Annotated in this window: 19 protein-coding genes; 12 read left to right on the top strand and 7 right to left on the bottom strand. The window is 37.0% G+C overall.

Going from position 1 to position 21,231, the window contains the following annotated elements:
- The first annotated feature begins 12 nt into the window (after positions 1–12).
- The 7 genes from spoIID to fabZ all read left to right on the top strand — a co-directional run bounded on the left by spoIID (position 13) and on the right by fabZ (position 6,057).
- Positions 13–1,035 carry a stage II sporulation protein D gene (gene spoIID / locus AC3WJG_RS16430; RefSeq protein WP_028409696.1) on the top strand — a complete coding sequence of 341 codons (1,023 nt, stop codon included), beginning with the start codon at positions 13–15 and terminating at the stop codon, positions 1,033–1,035.
- 162 nt (positions 1,036–1,197) lie between these two features.
- The gene (spoIIQ, locus tag AC3WJG_RS16435) at positions 1,198–2,028 is read left to right on the top strand and encodes a stage II sporulation protein SpoIIQ (RefSeq protein WP_028409695.1); all 831 of its coding nucleotides are present in this window, start codon (positions 1,198–1,200) and stop codon (positions 2,026–2,028) included.
- A 275-nt stretch (positions 2,029–2,303) separates the two neighbouring features.
- On the top strand, positions 2,304–2,567 hold the full coding sequence (gene spoIIID, locus AC3WJG_RS16440; protein ID WP_013059792.1) for a sporulation transcriptional regulator SpoIIID: 264 nt from the start codon (positions 2,304–2,306) through the stop codon (positions 2,565–2,567).
- Positions 2,568–2,753: 186 nt separating this feature from the next.
- Positions 2,754–3,755 carry a rod shape-determining protein gene (locus AC3WJG_RS16445; RefSeq protein WP_013059791.1) on the top strand — a complete coding sequence of 334 codons (1,002 nt, stop codon included), beginning with the start codon at positions 2,754–2,756 and terminating at the stop codon, positions 3,753–3,755.
- A 114-nt stretch (positions 3,756–3,869) separates the two neighbouring features.
- On the top strand, positions 3,870–4,694 hold the full coding sequence (locus AC3WJG_RS16450) for a flagellar hook-basal body protein (protein WP_028409694.1): 825 nt from the start codon (positions 3,870–3,872) through the stop codon (positions 4,692–4,694).
- A 23-nt stretch (positions 4,695–4,717) separates the two neighbouring features.
- Positions 4,718–5,539 (top strand): flagellar hook-basal body protein, encoded by an 822-nt coding sequence (locus tag AC3WJG_RS16455; RefSeq protein ID WP_028409693.1) that lies wholly within the window; start codon positions 4,718–4,720, stop codon positions 5,537–5,539.
- Between the two features lie 83 nt (positions 5,540–5,622).
- Entirely contained in the window at positions 5,623–6,057 is a 435-nt protein-coding gene (fabZ, locus tag AC3WJG_RS16460; protein WP_013059788.1) for a 3-hydroxyacyl-ACP dehydratase FabZ, read from the top strand.
- Between the two features lie 28 nt (positions 6,058–6,085).
- On the opposite strand, the gene AC3WJG_RS16465 is transcribed toward fabZ, so the two are convergent.
- Together AC3WJG_RS16465 and AC3WJG_RS16470 are read right to left on the bottom strand one after the other, a co-directional pair.
- The gene (locus AC3WJG_RS16465; RefSeq protein WP_028409692.1) at positions 6,086–6,508 is read right to left on the bottom strand and encodes a helix-turn-helix domain-containing protein; all 423 of its coding nucleotides are present in this window, start codon (positions 6,506–6,508) and stop codon (positions 6,086–6,088) included.
- A gap of 524 nt (positions 6,509–7,032) precedes the next feature.
- Positions 7,033–7,470, bottom strand: coding sequence for a YwpF-like family protein (locus AC3WJG_RS16470; RefSeq protein ID WP_014457773.1), 438 nt, complete (start codon positions 7,468–7,470; stop codon positions 7,033–7,035).
- Between the two features lie 96 nt (positions 7,471–7,566).
- On the opposite strand from AC3WJG_RS16470, the gene ssb reads away from it, so the two are divergent.
- Positions 7,567–7,929: a single-stranded DNA-binding protein gene (ssb, locus tag AC3WJG_RS16475; protein WP_014457774.1), complete on the top strand. Its 363-nt coding sequence runs from the start codon at positions 7,567–7,569 to the stop codon at positions 7,927–7,929.
- A 523-nt stretch (positions 7,930–8,452) separates the two neighbouring features.
- Here the strand turns inward: ssb and AC3WJG_RS16480 are convergent.
- The 3 genes from AC3WJG_RS16480 to AC3WJG_RS16490 all read right to left on the bottom strand — a co-directional run bounded on the left by AC3WJG_RS16480 (position 8,453) and on the right by AC3WJG_RS16490 (position 13,982).
- Positions 8,453–9,499 carry a C40 family peptidase gene (locus AC3WJG_RS16480; protein ID WP_028409690.1) on the bottom strand — a complete coding sequence of 349 codons (1,047 nt, stop codon included), beginning with the start codon at positions 9,497–9,499 and terminating at the stop codon, positions 8,453–8,455.
- Between the two features lie 297 nt (positions 9,500–9,796).
- Positions 9,797–12,427, bottom strand: coding sequence for a DEAD/DEAH box helicase (locus AC3WJG_RS16485; protein WP_060745866.1), 2,631 nt, complete (start codon positions 12,425–12,427; stop codon positions 9,797–9,799).
- The gene (locus AC3WJG_RS16490; protein WP_337134445.1) at positions 12,420–13,982 is read right to left on the bottom strand and encodes a replication initiation protein; all 1,563 of its coding nucleotides are present in this window, start codon (positions 13,980–13,982) and stop codon (positions 12,420–12,422) included. The genes AC3WJG_RS16485 and AC3WJG_RS16490 overlap by 8 nt, the downstream gene beginning before the upstream one ends.
- A 241-nt stretch (positions 13,983–14,223) precedes the next feature.
- Between AC3WJG_RS16490 and galU the strand changes: the two genes are divergently transcribed.
- The 3 genes from galU to AC3WJG_RS16505 all read left to right on the top strand — a co-directional run bounded on the left by galU (position 14,224) and on the right by AC3WJG_RS16505 (position 17,411).
- Positions 14,224–15,108: a UTP--glucose-1-phosphate uridylyltransferase GalU gene (gene galU / locus AC3WJG_RS16495; RefSeq protein ID WP_050690865.1), complete on the top strand. Its 885-nt coding sequence runs from the start codon at positions 14,224–14,226 to the stop codon at positions 15,106–15,108.
- Between the two features lie 245 nt (positions 15,109–15,353).
- Positions 15,354–16,637: a nucleotide sugar dehydrogenase gene (locus AC3WJG_RS16500; protein ID WP_102813948.1), complete on the top strand. Its 1,284-nt coding sequence runs from the start codon at positions 15,354–15,356 to the stop codon at positions 16,635–16,637.
- Positions 16,638–16,703: 66 nt separating this feature from the next.
- On the top strand, positions 16,704–17,411 hold the full coding sequence (locus tag AC3WJG_RS16505; protein ID WP_013059779.1) for a WecB/TagA/CpsF family glycosyltransferase: 708 nt from the start codon (positions 16,704–16,706) through the stop codon (positions 17,409–17,411).
- Between the two features lie 36 nt (positions 17,412–17,447).
- Here AC3WJG_RS16505 and floT read toward each other — a convergent pair whose 3' ends face one another.
- Positions 17,448–18,977 (bottom strand): flotillin lipid rafts scaffold protein FloT, encoded by a 1,530-nt coding sequence (gene floT, locus AC3WJG_RS16510; protein WP_013085445.1) that lies wholly within the window; start codon positions 18,975–18,977, stop codon positions 17,448–17,450.
- A 20-nt stretch (positions 18,978–18,997) separates the two neighbouring features.
- On the bottom strand, positions 18,998–19,531 hold the full coding sequence (locus tag AC3WJG_RS16515; protein WP_098249421.1) for an NfeD family membrane protein: 534 nt from the start codon (positions 19,529–19,531) through the stop codon (positions 18,998–19,000).
- Between the two features lie 631 nt (positions 19,532–20,162).
- On the opposite strand from AC3WJG_RS16515, the gene AC3WJG_RS16520 reads away from it, so the two are divergent.
- Complete coding sequence (locus AC3WJG_RS16520) at positions 20,163–21,215, top strand: glycosyltransferase family 4 protein (RefSeq protein ID WP_013059776.1); 1,053 nt, start codon at positions 20,163–20,165, stop codon at positions 21,213–21,215.
- The last annotated feature ends 16 nt before the right edge of the window (positions 21,216–21,231 follow it).

Consider the following 21,231-nt stretch of genomic DNA (forward strand, 5'->3'; position numbering starts at 1 on the left):
GGCTAGGCGTTCATGAAACAAGCAAAGCCAATCGTCGTACTAGGAGTCATCTTTTTTTTCGTTGTGTTACTCATCCCAACACTTCTCGTTGTTCCTTTTACTGAAAAGACAGATGGAAAGCTACATGAAAATGTCAAACAGACCCCACAAACCGAAAAACTACAAAAAGTGACAGCGTCTCCTCTTGACGTCAGTGTTTATCGTACGGAAACGAAAAAAGTAGAAAAACTGCCGCTCGAAGACTATCTTGTAGGGGTAGTAGCAGCTGAAATGCCTGCTACTTTTGAGCTTGAAGCACTTAAGGCTCAAAGTTTGGCAGCCAGAACCTATATTGTACAAACTATGATGAATGGAAATAGTCATCTTCCCCAAGGAGCGGATGTGACTGATACCGTAGAGTACCAAGTATATTTAAATAAAGATGAGCTAAGAAGCAGATGGAACAAAGACTATGATTGGAAAATCAAAAAAATTCAAGAAGCAGTGAAAGACACCCAAGGTCAAATTCTTACGTATAAAAATAAGCCAATTAATGCTACGTTCTTTTCTACAAGCAATGGTTACACTGAAAATTCAGAGGCGTATTGGAAGAATTCCATTCCTTATCTAAAAAGTGTAGCTAGTCCATGGGATAAAAAGTCCCCAGAATTTACAAATCAGAAAGTAATGTCTGTTGCTAGCTTTGAACAGAGGCTTGGAGTGAAATTAACAAACAGTGGATCAGTAGGTGAAATCGTCTCTAGAACGCCGGGGCAGCGCGTAGATTACGTAAAGATAAACGGTAAAGAACTGTCGGGAAAAGATGTTCGGGAAAAATTGGGTTTATCGTCAGCCGACTTTCATTGGACAAAAAAAGGTAATGAAATTATCATCAACACAAAAGGATATGGACATGGTATTGGGATGAGTCAGTACGGAGCAAATGGTATGGCACTGGAAGGAAAAACGTATAAAGATATTGTTACTCATTATTATACAGGTGTTGCGATTACCCCTAACGATCAGTTTGTTGCACAATTGACAGCTAAACGCTAATTCAAAGACCCTTATATCAGGGTCTTTTTTTATGGTTTTCACTTTTTTTAAATAAAATGTATATTTTAGATTCATCTGTTGAAAAATAATCGAAAAAAATTTTTTATCACTGTGTATATATTCATTCAATTGTGTTCAGACTGATTGCTGAGGTGATGATATATGAGAGAGGAAGAAAAGAAACGTACTTCTCCAAAATCGAAAGTTCAAAAATTAGTTAGAAAGCGTTGGGTGTTCCCGGCTATCTATTTAGCGAGTGCAGCAATTATTCTTACAGCAGTCCTTTGGTTTCAAGCTAATGGAAACGATATTAGCAAAGAAGACAAAAGCGGCTATAGCCAAGACGGTACGGCTTATCGAGACGACGCTGTAGAGGTAAATGCTTCACTTGAAAATTTAAAAATGCCAGTCGCTAGTGAAGCATCAGCAATCGTGAAAAAGCCTTTCTACGACGATCAAGCATCTGAAAAACAGCAAGAAGAAGCACTAGTTTTCTACAACAATACGTATCATCCAAACACAGGTGTTGACTTAGCTGTTAAGGGAGATAAATCATTTGATGTTGTAGCAGCAGCTAGCGGTACAGTAACAAAAGCAACAAAAGATCCTTTACTAGGTTATGTAGTAGAAATTGATCACAAAGATGGTTTAGTCACACAGTATCAATCTCTTGAGAAAGCTGATGTAGAAGTAGGAGATATTGTTAAACAAGGCCAAACGATCGCAAAAGCTGGAAAAAGCTTATATAATCAAGAAGCAAAAACACATGTGCATTTTGAAGTTCGTAAAGATGGTGTAGCAATTAATCCAAGCAGTTATTTTGGAAAATCTGTTAGTTCTATCAAAGAAGTCAAAGCAGCTGAAGTGACAGAACCAAAAGACGACTCTTCTTCTGAAGAATCAAAGGATAGCGAAAAATCATCTGATGAAAAGACTAAAGAAGATAAAGATTCAAAACAACCTTCAACAGATACGTCTAAACCAAATGCATAAGGCAAGACCATAAATACGAAAAGAAGCTGGATAAAATCGAGCTTCTTTTTTTATGAATTTTTCTAAAATGAGATGAATTATGTTAAAAAAGTAAATAAAAAACACTAAATTTTCAAAAAAATATAAGAAATCACTTGTCCTTACTGACTTTTCTAGCATATATCTGCACACAAGCTAATAAACTGTTACAAACCTATAAAGAGAATGTTAGAAAAGGGATAATATATACATTCCCTTGGATACTTCTCATATCCAATTTGGGGAGGGCGAGTAGTGTGCACGATTACATCAAAGAGAGAACTATCAAGATTGGAAAGTATATTGTAGAAACAAAGAAAACAGTTCGTGTAATTGCGAAAGAATTTGGCGTTTCGAAAAGTACTGTCCATAAAGATTTAACAGAGCGTCTACCAGAAATAAATCCTGAGTTAGCAAATGAAGTAAAAGAAATTCTTGATTATCATAAATCTATTCGGCATTTGCGTGGAGGAGAAGCAACAAAATTAAAGTACAAAAAGGAAGAAGAAACTGTAAAATGAAAAAATGCCCAATATTGCCTTTTTTATAGAGGTAGTATAGGGCATTTTATTTTTTGGATAAAATAGGTATATAATAAATATTTTTGCTAATAACAACATACATATACAAATTGTGATAAAATAGTAAATTAGGAAAAAAGAATGGTTATCATGCAAAGATATGTAAATAGAAGGAGGATTTAAGGTATGTTAGCAAAAGACATTGGTATCGATTTAGGTACAGCTAACGTCTTAATTCACGTTAAAGGCAAAGGAATTGTGTTAAATGAACCGTCTGTTGTGGCGATTGATAAAAATACAAATAGAGTGCTAGCAGTAGGGGAAGAAGCGAGACGTATGGTAGGAAGAACGCCCAGTAATATTATTGCCATTCGTCCCTTAAAAGATGGTGTTATCGCTGACTTCGAAATTACAGAGTCTATGCTCAAACACTTTATTAACAAATTAAATGTAAAAGGTTTTTTATCCAAGCCTCGCATTTTAATTTGTTGTCCAACAAATATTACTTCTGTTGAACAAAAAGCAATTCGCGAAGCTGCTGAAAAGAGCGGTGGGAAAACCATTTATTTGGAAGAAGAACCAAAAGTCGCGGCTATTGGCGCTGGAATGGATATCTTTCAGCCGAGCGGAAATATGGTCGTAGATATTGGTGGAGGTACAACCGATGTGGCCGTCCTTTCAATGGGCGATATCGTAACAGCAGCTTCTATTAAGATGGCTGGTGATCGTTTTGATGCCGAAATTTTGCAGTACATTAAGCAAAAATATAAGCTCTTAATTGGAGAGCGTACAGCAGAAGAAATTAAAGTGAAAATTGGTACGGTGTTTCCTAAAGCTCGTAATGAAGAGCTGGACATTCGAGGGCGAGACATGGTTTCAGGCCTACCACGTACGGTTACTGTTTATTCTGAAGAAGTAGAGGAGGCACTTAGAGAGTCTGTCAGCGTCATTGTACAAGCTTCGAAAAGTGTATTAGAGCGTACACCTCCCGAACTTTCTGCCGATATTATAGACAGAGGCGTTATTTTAACTGGCGGTGGAGCATTGCTTCACGGTATGGATCAGCTGTTAGCGGAAGAATTAAAGGTGCCTGTGCTAATTGCAGAAAATCCAATGGGTTGTGTAGCTGTTGGAACAGGTATTATGCTCGATAATATTGATAAACTATCTCGTCGCAATATTGTTTAAATAAATGAAGACTCCTCTATTGGCTCGTTTCATACAGAGGAGTCTCTTCTTTTATCTAGTATACTCTGTGAGCTAGCTCTAACGAACAACGTTTACTTGTAAGGAGGATGAAGTATGTTTAAAGGGTTTTACACGGCAGCAGCCGGTATGCTGTCTCAACAGCGTCAAACTGACTTATTAACGAATAACATAGCAAATGCTAATACGCCAGGATTTAAAGCAGATCAAGGTACGTTAAAGGCATTTCCTGATATGTTGCTGCAGCGAATGGAATCTGAAGATTTACCTACTGAACGTAGCATCTCTGTTCAGAACAAAAAAGACATAGGTGCGATTAATACAGGCGTGTATATGCAAGAAACAGTTCCAAATTTTACACAAGGTGATCTTCAGCAAACATCTCAATCAACTGATATTGCATTGATGGAGCAAAATATGCCTACAAAAGAGGGCGGACTATTTTTTGTGGTACAAAGCCCTGATAATACGCCTCAATATACAAGAAACAGTAATTTTACATTAGATCAGGAAGGTTTTTTAACTACGTCTACCGGAGCTTATGTATTAAATACAAATAATCAACCAATCCAACTAAAAAGTGAAAACTTTACAGTTGATTCACAAGGTAACGTAACAGAAAATAATCAGCAGGTTGCACAAATCGATATTGCTTATGCTAGTGATTTACAAACGATTAAAAAGACAGGGAATGGATTGTATGAAACGCTGAACAATCAGTCCTTGCCTTCAGCAAGGAATAACCCAGGCATTTCTTATCAGTTAAAGCAAGGATTTGTTGAACGTTCCAATGTAGATGCTGCTCAAAGTATGACTGATTTACTAACGGCTTACAGAGCTTTTGAGGCAAATCAAAAAATAATGCAAGCTTACGATAGGAGCATGGATAAAGCGGCAAATGAAATTGGGCGTGTGCGCTAAAAGCAACAGGGGAGATGAGAAGGATGAACCGTACAATGATAACAGCGGCCAATACGATGGGACAGCTGCAGCAGCAACTTGATGTCATTGGTCATAATCTATCTAATACAAATACGACAGGATATAAAGCGAGAGATGCTTCATTTAATGATATGCTGTATCAACAAGTAAACAATCAAGAAGACAAGGGAACAGAAAAGCGGCTTACGCCAGCCGGAATTCGGCAAGGCACAGGCGCTTATTTAGATCAAACGAGCTTGAATATGACGCAGGGTGCTTTTCAGAATACAGATAAACTATTAGATGTAGCTGCATCTAATCCAAACGTTTATTTTCAAGTTGCCGTAAAAGATTCCCAACAGCCTGTACAATATACGCGAGATGGTTCTTTCCATCTTAGCCCCGAAGGCCCGAACAATGTTAAATTAGTAAACGGTTCTGGTCAGGATGTGCTGGGGGAAAATGGTCAAGCTATTATTTTCAGTAACGCGTTCAAAGATATACAAATTGATGGAAGTGGAACGGTAACGGTTACTACGAATACGGGCGTTGACCAGTTTACCCTTGGGTTAACAAATGTCCAAAAGCCGCAGGTGCTAGAAGCTAAAGGAGAAAATCTATTTGCCTTTCCAGCAGGGATGAACCAACCGAATATGTTTACAGATTTGACTGGAAAACCTCGAGAAACAGCAGGCGTAGAGCAAGGAAAACTGGAACAGTCAAATGTAGATTTGAGCAAAGAACTCACTGATATGTCCATTGCTCAACGTGCGTATCAATTTAATTCCCGCTCTATTTCAATTGCAGATCAAATGATGGGCTTGGTTAATGGAATCAGAGCTTAAGCAAGTAGTTGCTTCTCAATTGAGCATTCTGTATATTGATAATAGTATCGTATGTTACATGCGGTTTGAAAGGAGACTTATTTATGCTTGATATTGAACAAATTAAAGAAATTATTCCACACCGATATCCATTTTTATTGGTCGATCGTATTTTAGAAGTGGAAGAGGGAAAAAAAGCAGTTGGTTTAAAAAACGTATCTGCCAATGAAGAATTTTTCAACGGGCATTTCCCTGACTATCCTGTGATGCCAGGGGTTTTAATTGTAGAAGCTTTGGCTCAGGTAGGAGCAGTAGCTATGCTAAAAAAAGAAGAAAACCAAGGACGTTTAGCATTTTTTGCAGGCATTGACAACTGCCGTTTTAAAAAGCAAGTAAGACCTGGTGATCAACTACGTTTAGAGGTTGAAATTGTACGTGCACGTGGATCTATTGGCAAAGGAAAAGGTATCGCAACTGTAGATGGAGAGTTAGTCTGCGAAACAGATATTATGTTTGCTTTAGGCGATAAAAAAGAATAGTACATAAGAGCTGCTGATGCAGCTTTTTTTATTGGCGCTGCAAAGCAGAAAAAAGTTTCTTTAATAAAGGTATAATATCCGTTAGCAACTCTTTTTGAAGAGTTGGTGACAGAGATGAAAATTGTAAGAGCACATGTTTCAATAAGGGCTGTTTATCTATGAGGGTTAAAATGGTATCGTCTTGTGAATCTGATTCACGTTTTCTTGTTAAGTAAAGAAGTTGGAAGTCATGTAAATAATCTTGTTTATAAGAGGAAGGATCAATAAGTTGGTCCAGCGTAATTTGAAAACAATTACATAGAGATAGAAAATCAAAAATGGAAGGCGTTTGTTTCGAACATTCCCATTTTGAAATAGTTGTACGAGAAACATTCAACTGATTTGCTAATTCTTCTTGTGAAAACCCTCCTTTTAGTCTAAAATGTTTAATTCTTTCTCCCAAACCTTTCATATGCATCACCTGATTTCGTAAAGATAAGTATATGTCTTATTGTTCGAATGTAGTTCATGTTCTTTGTAACATGCTGAATTTACACAATATGAAACATATACACTTTACCTTCTGCAATAAAGGGAATAAAACCTGTTTTTATTTCTTTTTTTTTCTCTAAAAAGATTCATTTTTCTGCATATATATAAAAAAAAGAACAAAAATAGAGGTTTTTATAGTAAAAAAATCCTATTTTTTGTTCGGTATATTGAAAAAAATGGTTGAATAACGGGGAAAAATGCATTAATATACGAATTACAAAGAAAAAGGAGTGAAAAAATGACAAATTTTTATTTGAAAAGGCAAGGCGCTCGCGCAAGAGATAATCGCTTCAAACGTTCTAGTTGTGATCATTTATTTTTAGGAAAAAAAGAAAGGTACCTCCCCAGTGAGTTCTCTTTTCTTTATCCTTCTCATGGACCAACGAAAAAGACCGCAAACAATAATCCTCTCTTTTAAATCCAGACACCTTAAGATGACTTGACTTATTTTTTAGATGTACTTTTTATCGGTCTGTTCCGAAGCTGCAGTTTGAACTGTTGAAGTAAATCTTGACCTGATAATCCTTGGTTAATTAAATCCTCTAAGAGCATTTCAGCATAATGAAGTCTCCGTTCTTTTAAAACACCTTTCATCAACAAACTAATACGATTTTCACCAATTGAAGTAATGGAAGCCACGGTAGCTATAAAGGTAGCCGGATCATTTGTTTCTTTCGTAATTTTAGCTTCTACCGTCATTTTTTGTTTATCTTTCAACAAAACATGAAATTCATCGTACCATTTCTTATCGATAACTGCTTCTAAAATCCAGTTATTTTCGCCGTCTTCTTTATTAATAATAAGGCCATTAGTTAGTGAGACAGACTGACGTTTTTCTTGATCATCAACCAATTGAAATGACACAAGTTTAAATGTTTTCATTGATGTTTCCTCCTTTGCGTAAATAGTAGGTTATCCATATTATAACATGAATGAGCTTAAAGATTCCCATTATTCAATCAGTTGGAGTGGTAGACTATGATTAACCATATTGTTCTTGTAGGAAGACTGACAAAAAAACCTGAGCTTCGATATACCCATGAAGGGATTGCAGTATCTACTATTACTTTAGCAATTAATCGAACGTTTCGAAATGTTGAAGGTGAATATGATGCTGATTTTGTCAATATTACTCTGTGGAGAAAAAATGCAGAAAATACGGCTGCTTACTGTGATAAAGGAGCGGTTGTAGGTGTGGTAGGGCGTGTACAAACGCGCACATTTGAAAATAATCTTCAGCAACGAGTATATATGACCGACGTTGTGGCTGATGCTGTTAAGTTTTTAAGTGGAAAGCCATCCGGTTCTTCTTCATTTGATTCAAATCAGCAAGAAGAATGAAGTTATCTAGCATGAAAGGGGGTGATTAGTTCAGCTAAGGTTCTAAGTCCTCTTATCTATCATAATAGAAGATAGATCCTCTTTAAGAGCAACAAGGCTCTTTCTATATTCTCAAGAGAGAAAATTAAAGTATTTACTATCCCCGAACTATTCCTCTATTTCAGCCGTTAAATCATTTAACGGTTTTTTTCTGTATATAAGAGATTGAGACGTGACTGAATTAATGCAATCTAAAGACAAACAAATGGGATGAGCTAGTATAGGTCACTTGTTACACGACTGTTGATTTCCGTGCAAGACTTCGCTTTTCGAAGACGGCCGATGAGCCTCCTCGTCACTTGCGTACGGTCTCATCTATTCTGCTTTTCTTGCAGGAGTCTTCGCTTTGCCCTCCGCTCAACAGCTAGAAAACCTACGTCCACCCTACCAATGAAAAGATCCGAACGAGTTTGATTCTTCATCAAGAATCAAACTCGTTCGGATCTTCCTTTAACTAACATAATTTTGTTTCAGCTTCTATCAATTATTTAGAAAATCTTTTTGCACCTAAGTAGCGCTTGCTCCAGTAGCTGTTATCTAGGCTTGCAATGGTTACACCCGTAGAAGATCCAGCATGAATAAATTGACGATTACCAAGGTAAATGCCCATATGTGTAGGACCGCTAGAATATGTATTAAAAAACACTAAGTCTCCAGGCTGTGGATTACTGACAGGTGTTGATACACTCCAATAACCAGCCGTCGTATAGCGCGTTGTAGAAATTTGTTGTTTCGTTACGTAATAAATGAATCCGCTGCAGTCAAAACCAGAAGGAGTCGTGCCACCCCATTTGTAAGGAACACCTATATAACGTTTTGCATCTGAAATCATTTGCGATACATTTAATGTTCCGTTAGAAGTTGAAGGTGTGGATGTACTTGGTTTTGTTGTTGGCGTAGTTGTTTGGCTGCTTTTTGATACCTTTAATTGTTGATTTACATAAATCGTATTAGACGTTAATCCGTTTATTTGTTTTAGCTCACTGACGCTCATGTGAAATGTCGAAGCTATTTTAGATAAGCTATCTCCACGCTGAACTTTGTAAGTTCCGTTTGCATCCTTAGAAGGAGTTTCTGCTGGTTTACTCGTAGTTGGAGTCGATGCGCTATTGCTTCCATTTACTTTTAACGTTTGGTTAATATAAATAATGTTAGAAGAAAGAGCGTTCAAACGTTTTAATTCTTCTACGCTCATATTAAAACGAGTAGCAACTTTCCAAAGGGTATCGCCGCTTTGAACTTTATAGGTCGAACCAGTAGCAGGAGCTGAAGGCTTTTCTTCCTTATTAGATGGTTGAGAGGTTGAAGCAGAAGGAATCGATAACGTTTGTCCTATGTGAATTGTATTTGAAGATAACTTATTTACGCTTTTTAAAACGTCTACCGTTGTATGGTATTTGGTAGATAATGACCAAAGTGTATCTCCAGCTTTCACTTGAACAGTTGAAGCAGATGCTTCAGCTGAAGCTTGATATAAAAATGTCCCGCCAACAATGGCGCCTAGAGATAAAGCGAGCTGCCTTTTTTTCATTAATAAATCCCCCTAATTATGTAAATGTTTCGTGTTTATTTTTCCAATATGTCTATTAAATTACAAAAATATTATATGTATAAATATGCTGGAATTTAAAGAGAAAGTAAAGGGTCTTTTTCGCTATAAAAATACCTTTTTATTCAAAAAACGCTATTTATTGCGCTTTTTGTATCTTTATCAGTAGCTGGATAATGATTTACACTTATTTTTTTGTGTCGAATGATCTAATAAAAAAAGAGGACAAGTAAAAAAGTCCTCTTTTTAGTAACGTTGTAACACATTTTATAATTTTTCTTATTCATTTCTGTATGCAAGAAGCTCTTGTAGTTCGTTATTAGAAAGTTCTGTTACCCATTGATCTCCTTGGATGAGTTCATTGTTTAGATGTTGTTTCTGATTGATCACTTCATCAATTTTTTCTTCAATCGTTCCTCTTGTAATAAACTTATGAACATGAACAAATTTATTCTGCCCAATTCGATGGGCACGATCGGTTGCTTGGTTTTCAACGGCTGGGTTCCACCATCGGTCAAAATGAATAACGTGATTTGCAGCTGTTAAATTCAATCCAGTTCCACCTGCGCGAAGAGAAAGGATAAAGATGGCTTTTTTCCTTGCTTGAAATTGAGCAACCATTTCATCTCTTTGTTCTTTCGACAAACTTCCGTGAAGGAATAAAACCGGCTCGTTGATTTCTTTTTCTAAGGTTCTTTGCAGCATGAGTCCTGTTTCAATATACTGAGTAAAAATTAAACAGCTTTCTTGCTGTGTGCGAATGCTCTCTACGAGTTCAATAATTTTTTCACTTTTATGAGATCGCCGTACCGTTTGTTTAGCTGCACTTTCCTTTAAGTACAAAGCTGGATGATTGCATAATAATTTTAGCTTATTTAGTGTTTGCAAAATCATGCCTTTTCGTTCAAATCCTGTTTTTTCCTCTGTTTCTTGAAGCATTCCTTGAACTAGCTCCTGGTAAAGTGAAGCTTGTTCCGCTGTCAGCGGAATATATTCTTTTTGTTCTTGTTTATCAGGCAGTGAGCGGGCGATGTTTTTATCTTGTTTTGTTCTTCTCAATAAGAAAGGCTGAATGAGTGCTTTAAGCTCAACAGTTCGTTCAGGTTTCTCGCCTTTTTCAATGCCTGCTACAAATCGGTTTTTAAATGAATTGATTGTTCCTAAGTAACCAGGATTGATGAATTCAAATAATGACCATAGTTCCAGCAGACGGTTTTCAATTGGAGTTCCAGTAAGCGCAATTTTGTGTCTTCCTTGCAGCTGACGGATGGCTCTCGCCTGTTTAGTCTGCGGGTTTTTAACATGTTGGGCTTCGTCTAAGGAAATGCTGTTCCATATAAACCCTTTCAACAATTCGACATCCAAAAGAGCAACTTGATAAGTCGTGATCACAACGTCAGTACTTTCACATATCTTCTCAAATGCGTATCCGCTGGTTCTTTTCGGCCCGTAATGAACATGAACACGAAGAGAAGGGGCAAATTTCTGTAATTCTTTTTCCCAGTTTCCAATTAAAGACGTTGGGCAAATGATAAGAGAAGGAGAGCTATGTAACTGATGAATATTTGTTAAATAACTAATTAATTGAATGGTTTTACCTAGCCCCATGTCATCTGCTAGACATCCTCCTAAGTTAAACTTTCTCAAAAACATGAGCCAATTCAAACCTTGCTGCTGATAAGGTCTTAATGCACCTTTGAATTCAGAGGAAGGCAGCACTTCCGGCAGCCGTTCTAAATCCGTTAAGGATGTAATAAATGATTGAAAGGAAGCGGGGAGTTGGAACTCAACTTTTACCTCTTCTTCATCGGTTTTACTGTCTGCCATGTAGGTTAGCTTCGTTTTTAAAATTTCATGAATTGAGACGCCTTTTTTACTAGCTTCTTTAACAATTTTCTGCGCTTGTTTAATTAATCTAGAATCCAGTCGAATCCACTGTCCGTTAATAGATAATAATCGGCGTTTTTGTTCGACTAATTTCCGAAACTCTTCTTCTGAGAAAGTTTGATCGCCAATAGAAAATGACCAGCGGAAGCTGCTGATAGCTTGTTTACCAAACAACGCAGATGAAGTATTTTCTATAGCGCCAGATACTTTGATGGTGGCTTTTTTTAATGATTCCCACCAGCTTGGCAAATGGATAGAGACACCTTGTTTAATCAATGCTGCACTATCTTGAGTTAGAAATTCCCATACTTCCTCATCTGTTAGAACAGACTGAATAAACGCTCCTTTTTGGTATAAAGTAGGAGCCAATGCTTTCCATCGTTCGTGTTCGTAAGCGATATATGATTCGTAGTGATTCCACTCTTTAGGAAGCGTTCTTCCCAGTATAAAAGGTTCTTTGGCTTCATCGTGGGGAATCACGAATGTTTCAGCCGTCCATACATCTCCATCGGTCGCTGGTTCTACAATACGCAACGAAAGGTCAAAGGGAGGATTATAGCTCTCGCCTTCTATGCTTATTAAAAAGTCCTTTCCTTCTTTTTTTAGTAGGCTCTCTTTAATTTGTGCTCGCCACTCTTGCTCATCAGCTTGTGAAAGCGATCCAGTCATTTGTTTTTTTAGAGGAAGAGAATGAAATTTTCCTTGGATAATCCTCTTTGTCATATCGACTGCAATTTGCTGATAAGCTTCCGCTGAAGCGGACAAAGCCGGTTTCAACACATGCTGTTGAATAGGTGATTGTATGAAAGTGAACATTTGCCATGCAGAAAGAAGAATTCCTTTTTTTCCATTAATCTCAACCTGTGTGGCTTCGCTTCCGTAATAGGTCTGTTCATGCCATAGAAACAGCGCATCTTTCCATGTATCAGGGAGCAAAATTTGGCCGCTAGGTGATACACAGTAGAGAAAAAAGTCACCGTGTACAGGTTCGACTTCAAGTGTTAAATGAAACAAATCAAACATTCAGTAAATCTCCTTTTTCTAATAGTTGTTGAAACGCGCGCTGTTTCTTCGTTTTTATCGCTAATTCTTCCATATAATGTTCCCATAGTAGAGAGCGATTCATTTGTAGATAAAGTCTCTTTAATTCTTGTAAGTAGATATAGGCTTCTTGATAACTGCTTTTCTTTTTTTCATAAATCAGCTTTGAGATCATTTGATGATAAAGAGGAATAACCAGCTTTTCATCTTTTTGTTTTAAGGCTTCTATCGTTTGCTCGTCATATTTGATACTGTCATATTGAAGAAGCACCTGTAATTCAACCCACTTTTTCAATTGGTCAGAAGCATATAGAAAATCACTGTATTCAATAAAACTATAGGGAAGTAACGTTTGCAATGCTTCAGTATACAAAGTTTGATCGTTCGTTAAGTCTTTATAGTGCTGAAATAAATTTACAATCATGGAGACCATGTTTCGGCTTCCTTGATAAGTAGTCGGAACGGTGCGTACGTAATCTCCTATATAGGTCATTATATAAGAGCCCCACTGAGCAAAGCGGTCAGTTTCTTTTTCATGCAATAAATCATTTAACCAAGGAATAAGATAGGGAATTGTTTGTAGGGTTTCATCGCTCAAACGTTCTTTTGCTTCCCCATCTTTTTCTTGAAGGAATAAAAGATAGGAAAGAGCTGTATTGTTTATAAAAGAACCGTACTTAGCTTTTAATTTGCTTTCCTCAGTTTTTCGCCACTTTTCTAACGTGAAAATTTTTTGCCAAATAACGCGATAAATCTCCATACGTTCATATTGTAAAGGCATATCTTTATGCAATAATTCTCGGATGTATGGAATGCTGTCCTCTATAATAGATAATGCATCTCCATCGTATTTCATTTGCTTTAATGAATCAGCGGTAGCATAAATTTCATTTGTTATTTTGTAGACGTGACTATATACGAATGATTCCTCGATGTTAGTAGAAAGCTGATGTGCCTGTAATTGAGCTGATAGTTTATAGAATGTATGAACCGCTCCATACATACAAAATAAAGCATAAAGCAATGGGTGCTCAGGAGCCTTTTTCACTAAAGCACGGTAATAGTACTGATAATATTCATGATAAATGGAACGGTCATTTTCGTTCCGCCCCTGCATAAAAAGCGTATACTGCTTCTCAAAAGTTTGTCTCCACTTTTGAAAAGTTGCCTTCGGCTTTTTTAACACTTGTTTGGCAGATAGCATAGTCAAAGCTGCTTTTTCATGGTTTCGCCATTCTTTGAATAGGGGCGCAAGCGGTTCTATTAATGAATACATATAAAAAAACGCTGCAAAGCAGTGTTCACAAAATCCGTTATGCTGACAAGAACAGGTACTTTCAGGGAGCAGCTGCTTGTTTAGTTCCACATAAAACGAATCGATTTTAATGTTTAATATCTGTTCGTCATTGTGCAAAATGAAGAATGAATGGGTACGGTAAAGGTCTAGTCCTGCTTGGGCATTCGTGCGATAGCGTGCATCACTGTACGGGAAATGATGTATAAATTGGTGCTGTAAGTGATCTGAAAACGAACTCATAATCCCATTCCTTTCTATACATAAGTGGAGCATAAAATTATATTTATAAGTGATTAATTTTCTTTTCATTATAAATGATAAAAATAGAATTATACAAAATCTTTTGTTATGATAAAGCAGAATCCAACATGACTCTTTATAAAAAGAAATGGATTCCACATGACTTTGTGTACATACTCAATCGCAGACTTACTATACTATAACCAATAAGCACGATTGACATTGACAGGAGGAAAAGTAAGTGAAAATTCGTAAAGCTATTATTCCAGCAGCTGGATTAGGGACACGCTTTTTGCCAGCTACAAAAGCACAGCCTAAAGAAATGCTGCCAATTGTAGATAAACCAACGATTCAATACATTGTGGAAGAAGCAGTAGCATCAGGTATTGAAGATATTTTAATTGTAAGCGGTCGCGGAAAACGAGCAATCGAAGACCATTTTGATAAATCATATGAGTTAGAAGAAACATTAGCCGCAAAGGAAAAGTGGGACATGCTCGAAGAAGTGCAGGGGATTTCAAATTTGGCTAATGTTCACTACATTCGTCAAAAGGAACCTAAAGGATTAGGTCATGCCATTCACTGTGCAAGAAGTTTTATCGGAGATGAGCCTTTTGCTGTTATGCTAGGCGATGATGTAGTTCAATCAGAAACCCCTTGTTTGAAGCAGTTAATGGACGTATACGAAAAATATGAATGCGCTGTAGTTGGTGTACAGGAGGTTCCTAGGAAAGAAACTTCAAAGTACGGAATTGTAGGCCCTAAAGGAGAGCCTCTTGAAAAAGGATTACTAGACGTAGAAACGCTCGTTGAAAAACCGAATCCAGAAGAGGCTCCTTCAGGCTATGCAATTATGGGGCGCTATATTTTAACACCGGAAATTTTTGATATCTTAAGCAGAGAAGAGATTGGCGCAGGAGGAGAAATTCAATTAACAGATGCTATTTTACGTCTGAATGAATTCCAACGTGTTCTTGCTTATTATTTCGAAGGAAAACGTTATGATGTTGGAGATAAATTTGGATTCATTAAAGCAACAATTGATTTAGCTCTGCAAAGAGAACCACTGCGAGAAGAGTTAGTGAGCTATTTTAGAGAAATTGTCGAAAAACAAGGGCATATGTAAAATATATTTACTAAGGGAACTATTGGGAATCAAGGGGATTTTCAATAGTTCTTTTGGGTTAGGGCCCGTTGTACAAAAGATGGTTATATCGTTTATTGATGAATTCTCATAAAATGTTACATAATAATAAGTAAAAGAAATTATTTCATGTTTTTATATAAATGCTATCATGAAATGACATTTTTCGATATAATATCAGATAGGTTTTATTTATTAAGCATGTCATATAAAGGAGATTTTCTGCAATGACAAAGAAATTGTGTGTAGTTGGTTTAGGATATATAGGTTTACCGACAGCTGTTATGTTTGCCAATCACGGCTTATATGTACATGGTGTCGACGTAAATGAAAAAGCAGTAGAATTAATTAAAAATAAGCAACTTCATATAGAAGAAAACGGCTTACAAGAACGTTTAGAATCAGCAGTTGACAACGGACACTTCACGGTAGGCACAACGGCTGAAGAGGCGGATATTTTTATTATTGCTGTACCATCACCAATTAATGAAGATAAAACGGCAAACTTGAACTATGTTCGAGAAGCGACAAAATCGATTGTTCCTTACGTTCGTAAAGGAAATTTAGTAATTTTAGAATCCACAGTTCCTCCGCGTACAGTAGAAGACGTTATGCTACCTGTGCTAAAAGAAACTGGTTTAGAATTAGGCAGTGAGTTATTTGTTTCTCATTCACCTGAACGCGTTATTCCAGGAAAAGTATTTGAGGAATTAGTAAATAATGACCGTATTGTCGGTGGTATTAACGAAGAGTCTAGTCATTTGACTGTTGAGCTTTATAAAACATTTGTAAAAGGAAATATTCACGTAACGGATGCTACAACAGCTGAAATGGTGAAAGTAATCGAAAACACATATCGTGATGTGAACATTGCGTTTGCAAATGAGCTGGCAAAAATCAGTGAAAAAATTGGTGTAAATGCGTGGGAAGCGATTAAGTTAGCGAACTATCATCCGCGTGTAAACATTCATTTACCAGGTCCTGGTGTAGGCGGCCACTGTATTGCTGTTGACCCTTGGTTCTTAACGGAGCTTCAGCCAGAACTGGCAAAAATTATTTCTCTTTCTCGTCATACAAATGATTCAATGCCTGAATATACAGCATTGAAAACGAAAAGCCTACTAGATGAAAAGGGCATTCAACATGGACGTGTAGCTGTTTTAGGTTTAGCTTTTAAAGGAAATATTGACGATATGCGTGAAAGTCCATCAACAGATGTACTTCATCATTTAGAAAAGCTGGGCGTTGATTACACAGCATTTGATCCTCATATCAAAGAGAATAAGATCGAGCGTCAGACGCAAAGTTTGGATGAAGCTGTTGCACATGCGGATGTGATTCTTATTTTAACAGATCATAATGAGTTCAAAGAGCTTCTTCCATCAGCTGTTGAAAATCACATGCGTACAAAAGTTATTTTTGATACGAAAAACTGCATTCAGCGTGATCAATGGAAAGCAGCAGGCTTTGACGTAGTGTTACTTGGTGATTCAAAAGTTTCTACTTTATAAAAAGACGGGCTGAACAGCCTGTCTTTCGTTTGTAAAAAACTAAAAAATCAACATACGGGTGATTTAATGAAGGAAAACATCTTAGGAATAGACGTTTGTAGCGACACGTACGATGAGCTAGCGGTAAAGTTACTTCAGGATATAGATAAAGGCCGAAAATCATTTATTGTAGCAATCAACCCTGAAAAAATTATGAAAGCACAAGAAGACAGGGAATTAAAGTCACTATTAAATCAAGCGACTTATCAAATTCCAGATGGAATCGGTGTGATTTTAGCTTCAAAGCTCAAAAAGGGACGTATTCGTGAGCGTGTAACGGGTATTGATATGATGCTGAAGCTGTGTAAAGAAGCAACGAATAACGGTAAAAGAATTTTTTTATACGGAGCCAAGCCTGGAATTGCAGATGAAGCCAAAGCTAAGTTGGAAGAGATGTTTCCAGGGATTTTAATTGTTGGAACATTAAATGGCTATGAAAAAAATGAAGAAGTCATTGAACGTACGATTAATGATTCAGGAGCAGAAATTGTTTTTGTGGCTTTAGGCAGTCCAGCCCAAGAAAATTGGATTATTGCTCATAAAGAGAAACTTAATCCTTCTGTTTATCAAGGCGTAGGGGGCTCGTTCGATGTTATTTCAGGACGATTGAACCGAGCACCTGCTGTTTTTCAAAAGTTTGGTTTAGAGTGGCTTTATCGACTGTTAAAAGAACCATGGAGATGGAAGCGTCAGTTAGAATTACCTAGGTTTCTTCTTCGAGTGTTAAGAGGTTAAAAAAGCATGCGGATATAATCCGCATGCTTTTTATTTTTAGATATCTTCTTTCTTGTTTTGCTGCTTGATTTCATCCGTTAGTTCGTGCAAGCTTTGTCGCACATTTCCTTTTCCAGAAAAGTTTTCAATCAATTCCTTCACATCTATACCTGAGGATGCTTTCAGCGATTCTTGAAGAGAAGACATTAAGTTCGTTGCATAGCCAGTCACTTTATTAGCTCCGCTGTTTTCACCGTTGCTTCCTGTATCCACAACCGTAATTTTGTCGATATTTGCTAAAGGACTTGCAACTTGTTTTGCATATTCAGGAAGCATCTTGATAATCATATCTAAAATAGCCGCTTGACCGAACTGCTCGAATGCTTCAGCTACTTTTTGTTTAGCTTCAGCTTCAGCTAAACCTTTTAAGCGGATAATCTCAGCTTCGGATTCACCTTGGGCACGCTGAGCTTCAGCCTTTGCTAAACCATCAATTCGAACGCGTTCAGCTTCAGCTTTAGCCATTGCTTCAATCCGATATTTATTGGCGTCTGCTTCAGCAAGCTGTTTTGCTTTTTCAGCTTCTGCGGATTGCTCAACAGAGTAACGATCTGCATCTGCTTTCTTTTTTACTTCAGAATCGTATTGACGCTCACGACGAAGAATTTCTTTTTCTTCTAATTCAATTTGTTTCTGACGTTCAATGATGCGGATTTGCATTTCTTGTTCTGTTACATCTTGTTTCGCGCGAGCTGTTTCTAGATCATATGCTTGGTCAGCACGAGCTTTGGCAATATCTTGTTCGCGACGATATTCAGCGGTTTTTAACTGATTCATCTTTTCAGCTTCCGCAATTTCTGTATTTCGCTCAAGCTCCGCTTTTTGGGCATCTTTATGAGCCTCAGCACGCTTGATTCGTGTTTCTTTTTCAGCTTCAGCTGTTGCGATGTCAGCATCTCGCTTAACTTGAGCAATACGAGGTTTCCCTAGAGATTCTAGATAGCCGTTCTTATCCCGAACGTCTTTAATTGTAAACGATACAATAATTAAGCCCATTTTAGCCAGATCTTGTGAAGCAACGCGCTGTACTTCTTGAGAGAATTTTTCACGGTTTTTATAAATTTCTTCTACCGTCATAGAACCAAGAATCGAGCGAAGGTGACCTTCTAAGACTTCTCTAGCTTCGGTTTCACGGTCTTCTTTTGCTTTGCCTAAAAACTGCTCAGCGGCCGTGGCAATTTCTGAAATAGAACCTCCAATTTTAATGATTGATACCCCATCAGCCATAACAGGAACACCTTGTTCTGTATATACTTCAGGTGTAGATACTTCCAGTTTGCTTGACAGCAAGCTCAGAGGCTCAGCCTGCTGAAAAACTGGCAGCACAAACGTACCGCCGCCGCGAACAATTTTAATGCGGTTTCCGGATTCATCAACGTGCACGTTTTTATTTCCTAGATAGCTTCCTGTTACAATTAAGGCTTCATCTGGACCTGCTGTACGGTATTTTGTAATAAATACGGCAATCAGCGCAATTAATAAAAAAACAACAATTCCAACGACAACTAATATAGGTGTTGAAAACATAAAACTCCCCCTAATACTATTTATAATGAGTGATTGGTCATAACTTCTTCATAAATCACAACGAGTGCGTTGCCCTTTTGTATATCTACAACAAGCACTTTGCTGCCTAAAGGTATAGCAGTGTTTTTAAAGCTGACAGCGGGTTTGGAGATAGTGCCGCTAACCCCTTCGATAAATACTTCTCCATAACCATCTGCAGGAACGGAAGTAATAATAGTACCAAGTCTTCCTTTTAACGAATCTTCAGTAAAAGCAAGAGATTCTTCAGCCGATGATAAAGGAATTAATACAAAAACGTTGAGCAAAATAACGAGTAGAAGGGCAATAAGAGCGGAAATTGAAATAATCCAATAATTTTGCAATGACGTATAGGCGAACAAATATCCACTGGCACTAAAGAATGTTAAAAAAGAAAAAAGAAGAGTGGGGTTAAAAAAAGGTATCGCTTCAGATAATCCATCTAACAAATCGCTAAATAAAATGTATAAGAAGGTAAGACTTCCGCAGATGATTAATCCATACAAATACACTGTTTGAACAGATAGGCCGAACATAGTTCATTCAACACCCCCTTTATGTAAGATAATTGATGCTGTTTCTACTATGTATTACGAACCGTATCGAAAAAAAGTTTCATTTTTTTTGATAAAATTCCTTTTTTTGTTTAATTTCATCTCTATCCATTTCACTATATTTTAACTTTTAAATGATATAAGATAAGGACAACGATTCAGTGAATGTGGTTTGAAGTAGTGGACATAGATAGGTCAAAAGCTTGTTCATATAATGAGTGGGGCCATGTGAAATAAAAATAAAGGTTTAAATATGCTTAATAAAAAGGAAAAAGAGTTAGAGATGACGAATAAATTAGACGAAAAGGGGGGAGTTCGCTTATATTTTAATAAAGTATAGTAAAGAAAATGTTCTACATAAAATAACCACATAAGAATAAAGTAAATCAGCTGTTTATACACCAAAAAATACAGTTCTTTTCTATTGATAGTTTGTAAATGTGCTAATTTTTGAGAATAAATTTCTATTTAAGTAGTAGAATCATTGTGATATAATCCATTTTGGGAATAAGTAAGTAATTATTGTGATACGCAATTTGAAATACTATCCAATTATATAAAGTTGGATACATTTTTTATGGTTTTGGTTAACATAAACCTGAGGAGGGTCTCCATGCTATATTTGACCTTGTTTATTTGTTTTATTACATCTATTCTGATCACTCCGCTGGTTAAGAAGCTGGCGTTTAAAATAGGTGCAACGGATAAACCAAATCAACGAAAAGTTCATCAAAAAATTATGCCTCGCCTTGGAGGTTTGGCGATATTTTTTAGTTTTCTTATTGGATACCTCGTTTTACAGCCTGACAGTAAATATGCGCTGCCGATTTTAATCGGAAGCATCATTATCATCATTACCGGTGTCTTAGATGATATGATTGAGCTATCCGCTAAAATCAAATTAGGCGGTCAGCTAGTAGCGACATTAATTGTTGTTGTATACGGCGGAGTCCAAATTGACTTCATTAACTTGCCGTTTGGCGGAAAATTAGAATTCGGAATGTTAAGTATTCCAATTACGGTATTATGGATTGTAGGAATTACCAATGCTATTAATTTAATTGATGGATTGGATGGATTAGCTGCCGGCGTTTCCTCTATTGTATTGATTACCATCTCGGGTATGGCTATTATGATGGGCAATGTGTTTGTGACAAGCATGGGTTTCATCGTATTGGGAAGTACGCTCGGATTTTTGTTTTACAACTTTCACCCCGCTAAGATTTTTATGGGCGATACAGGAGCACTATTTTTAGGCTATATGATTTCTGTATTGTCTCTGTTAGGATTTAAAAATGTAGCGGTTATTTCCTTCATTGTTCCAGTTATTATTTTAGGAGTGCCAATTTCAGATACGTTCTTTGCTATTATTCGCCGAATCGTAAAAAATCAACCGCTATCGGCTCCCGATAAATCCCATTTGCATCATTGCTTGTTGCGCTTAGGGTACAGCCATAGACAAACGGTTTTAATTATTTATGGAATGAGTGCGATATTTGGTTTAGCGGCAGTTATCTTCTCAAAGGTACAAACAATGTGGGGGTCTTTTCTTGTACTAGCTATCCTCCTTGTAGCGATTGAAATTATCGTCGAAAAGATAGGACTAGTTGATAAGACATATAGGCCAATTCTCAACATGGTTCGTGGGCTTCGTTTAAAAAATTAATTAAAAAGACCTCTTG

The organism is Priestia sp. FW507-14D1A (assembly GCF_058781295.1).

Excerpts from the sequence above, each read along its gene's own strand:
- floT (WP_013085445.1), bottom strand. The coding sequence starts at position 18,977 with ATGTTTTCAACACCTATATTAGTTGTCGTTGGAATTGTTGTTTTTTTA.
- AC3WJG_RS16500 (WP_102813948.1), top strand. The coding sequence starts at position 15,354 with ATGACAAAGAAATTGTGTGTAGTTGGTTTAGGATATATAGGTTTACCG.
- spoIID (WP_028409696.1), top strand. The coding sequence starts at position 13 with ATGAAACAAGCAAAGCCAATCGTCGTACTAGGAGTCATCTTTTTTTTC.
- AC3WJG_RS16470 (WP_014457773.1), bottom strand. The coding sequence starts at position 7,470 with ATGAAAACATTTAAACTTGTGTCATTTCAATTGGTTGATGATCAAGAA.
- AC3WJG_RS16480 (WP_028409690.1), bottom strand. The coding sequence starts at position 9,499 with ATGAAAAAAAGGCAGCTCGCTTTATCTCTAGGCGCCATTGTTGGCGGG.
- spoIIQ (WP_028409695.1), top strand. The coding sequence starts at position 1,198 with ATGAGAGAGGAAGAAAAGAAACGTACTTCTCCAAAATCGAAAGTTCAA.
- AC3WJG_RS16455 (WP_028409693.1), top strand. The coding sequence starts at position 4,718 with ATGAACCGTACAATGATAACAGCGGCCAATACGATGGGACAGCTGCAG.
- fabZ (WP_013059788.1), top strand. The coding sequence starts at position 5,623 with ATGCTTGATATTGAACAAATTAAAGAAATTATTCCACACCGATATCCA.
- AC3WJG_RS16445 (WP_013059791.1), top strand. The coding sequence starts at position 2,754 with ATGTTAGCAAAAGACATTGGTATCGATTTAGGTACAGCTAACGTCTTA.
- AC3WJG_RS16450 (WP_028409694.1), top strand. The coding sequence starts at position 3,870 with ATGTTTAAAGGGTTTTACACGGCAGCAGCCGGTATGCTGTCTCAACAG.
- ssb (WP_014457774.1), top strand. The coding sequence starts at position 7,567 with ATGATTAACCATATTGTTCTTGTAGGAAGACTGACAAAAAAACCTGAG.
- AC3WJG_RS16515 (WP_098249421.1), bottom strand. The coding sequence starts at position 19,531 with ATGTTCGGCCTATCTGTTCAAACAGTGTATTTGTATGGATTAATCATC.
- AC3WJG_RS16520 (WP_013059776.1), top strand. The coding sequence starts at position 20,163 with ATGCTATATTTGACCTTGTTTATTTGTTTTATTACATCTATTCTGATC.
- AC3WJG_RS16505 (WP_013059779.1), top strand. The coding sequence starts at position 16,704 with ATGAAGGAAAACATCTTAGGAATAGACGTTTGTAGCGACACGTACGAT.
- AC3WJG_RS16490 (WP_337134445.1), bottom strand. The coding sequence starts at position 13,982 with ATGAGTTCGTTTTCAGATCACTTACAGCACCAATTTATACATCATTTC.
- AC3WJG_RS16485 (WP_060745866.1), bottom strand. The coding sequence starts at position 12,427 with ATGTTTGATTTGTTTCATTTAACACTTGAAGTCGAACCTGTACACGGT.
- AC3WJG_RS16465 (WP_028409692.1), bottom strand. The coding sequence starts at position 6,508 with ATGAAAGGTTTGGGAGAAAGAATTAAACATTTTAGACTAAAAGGAGGG.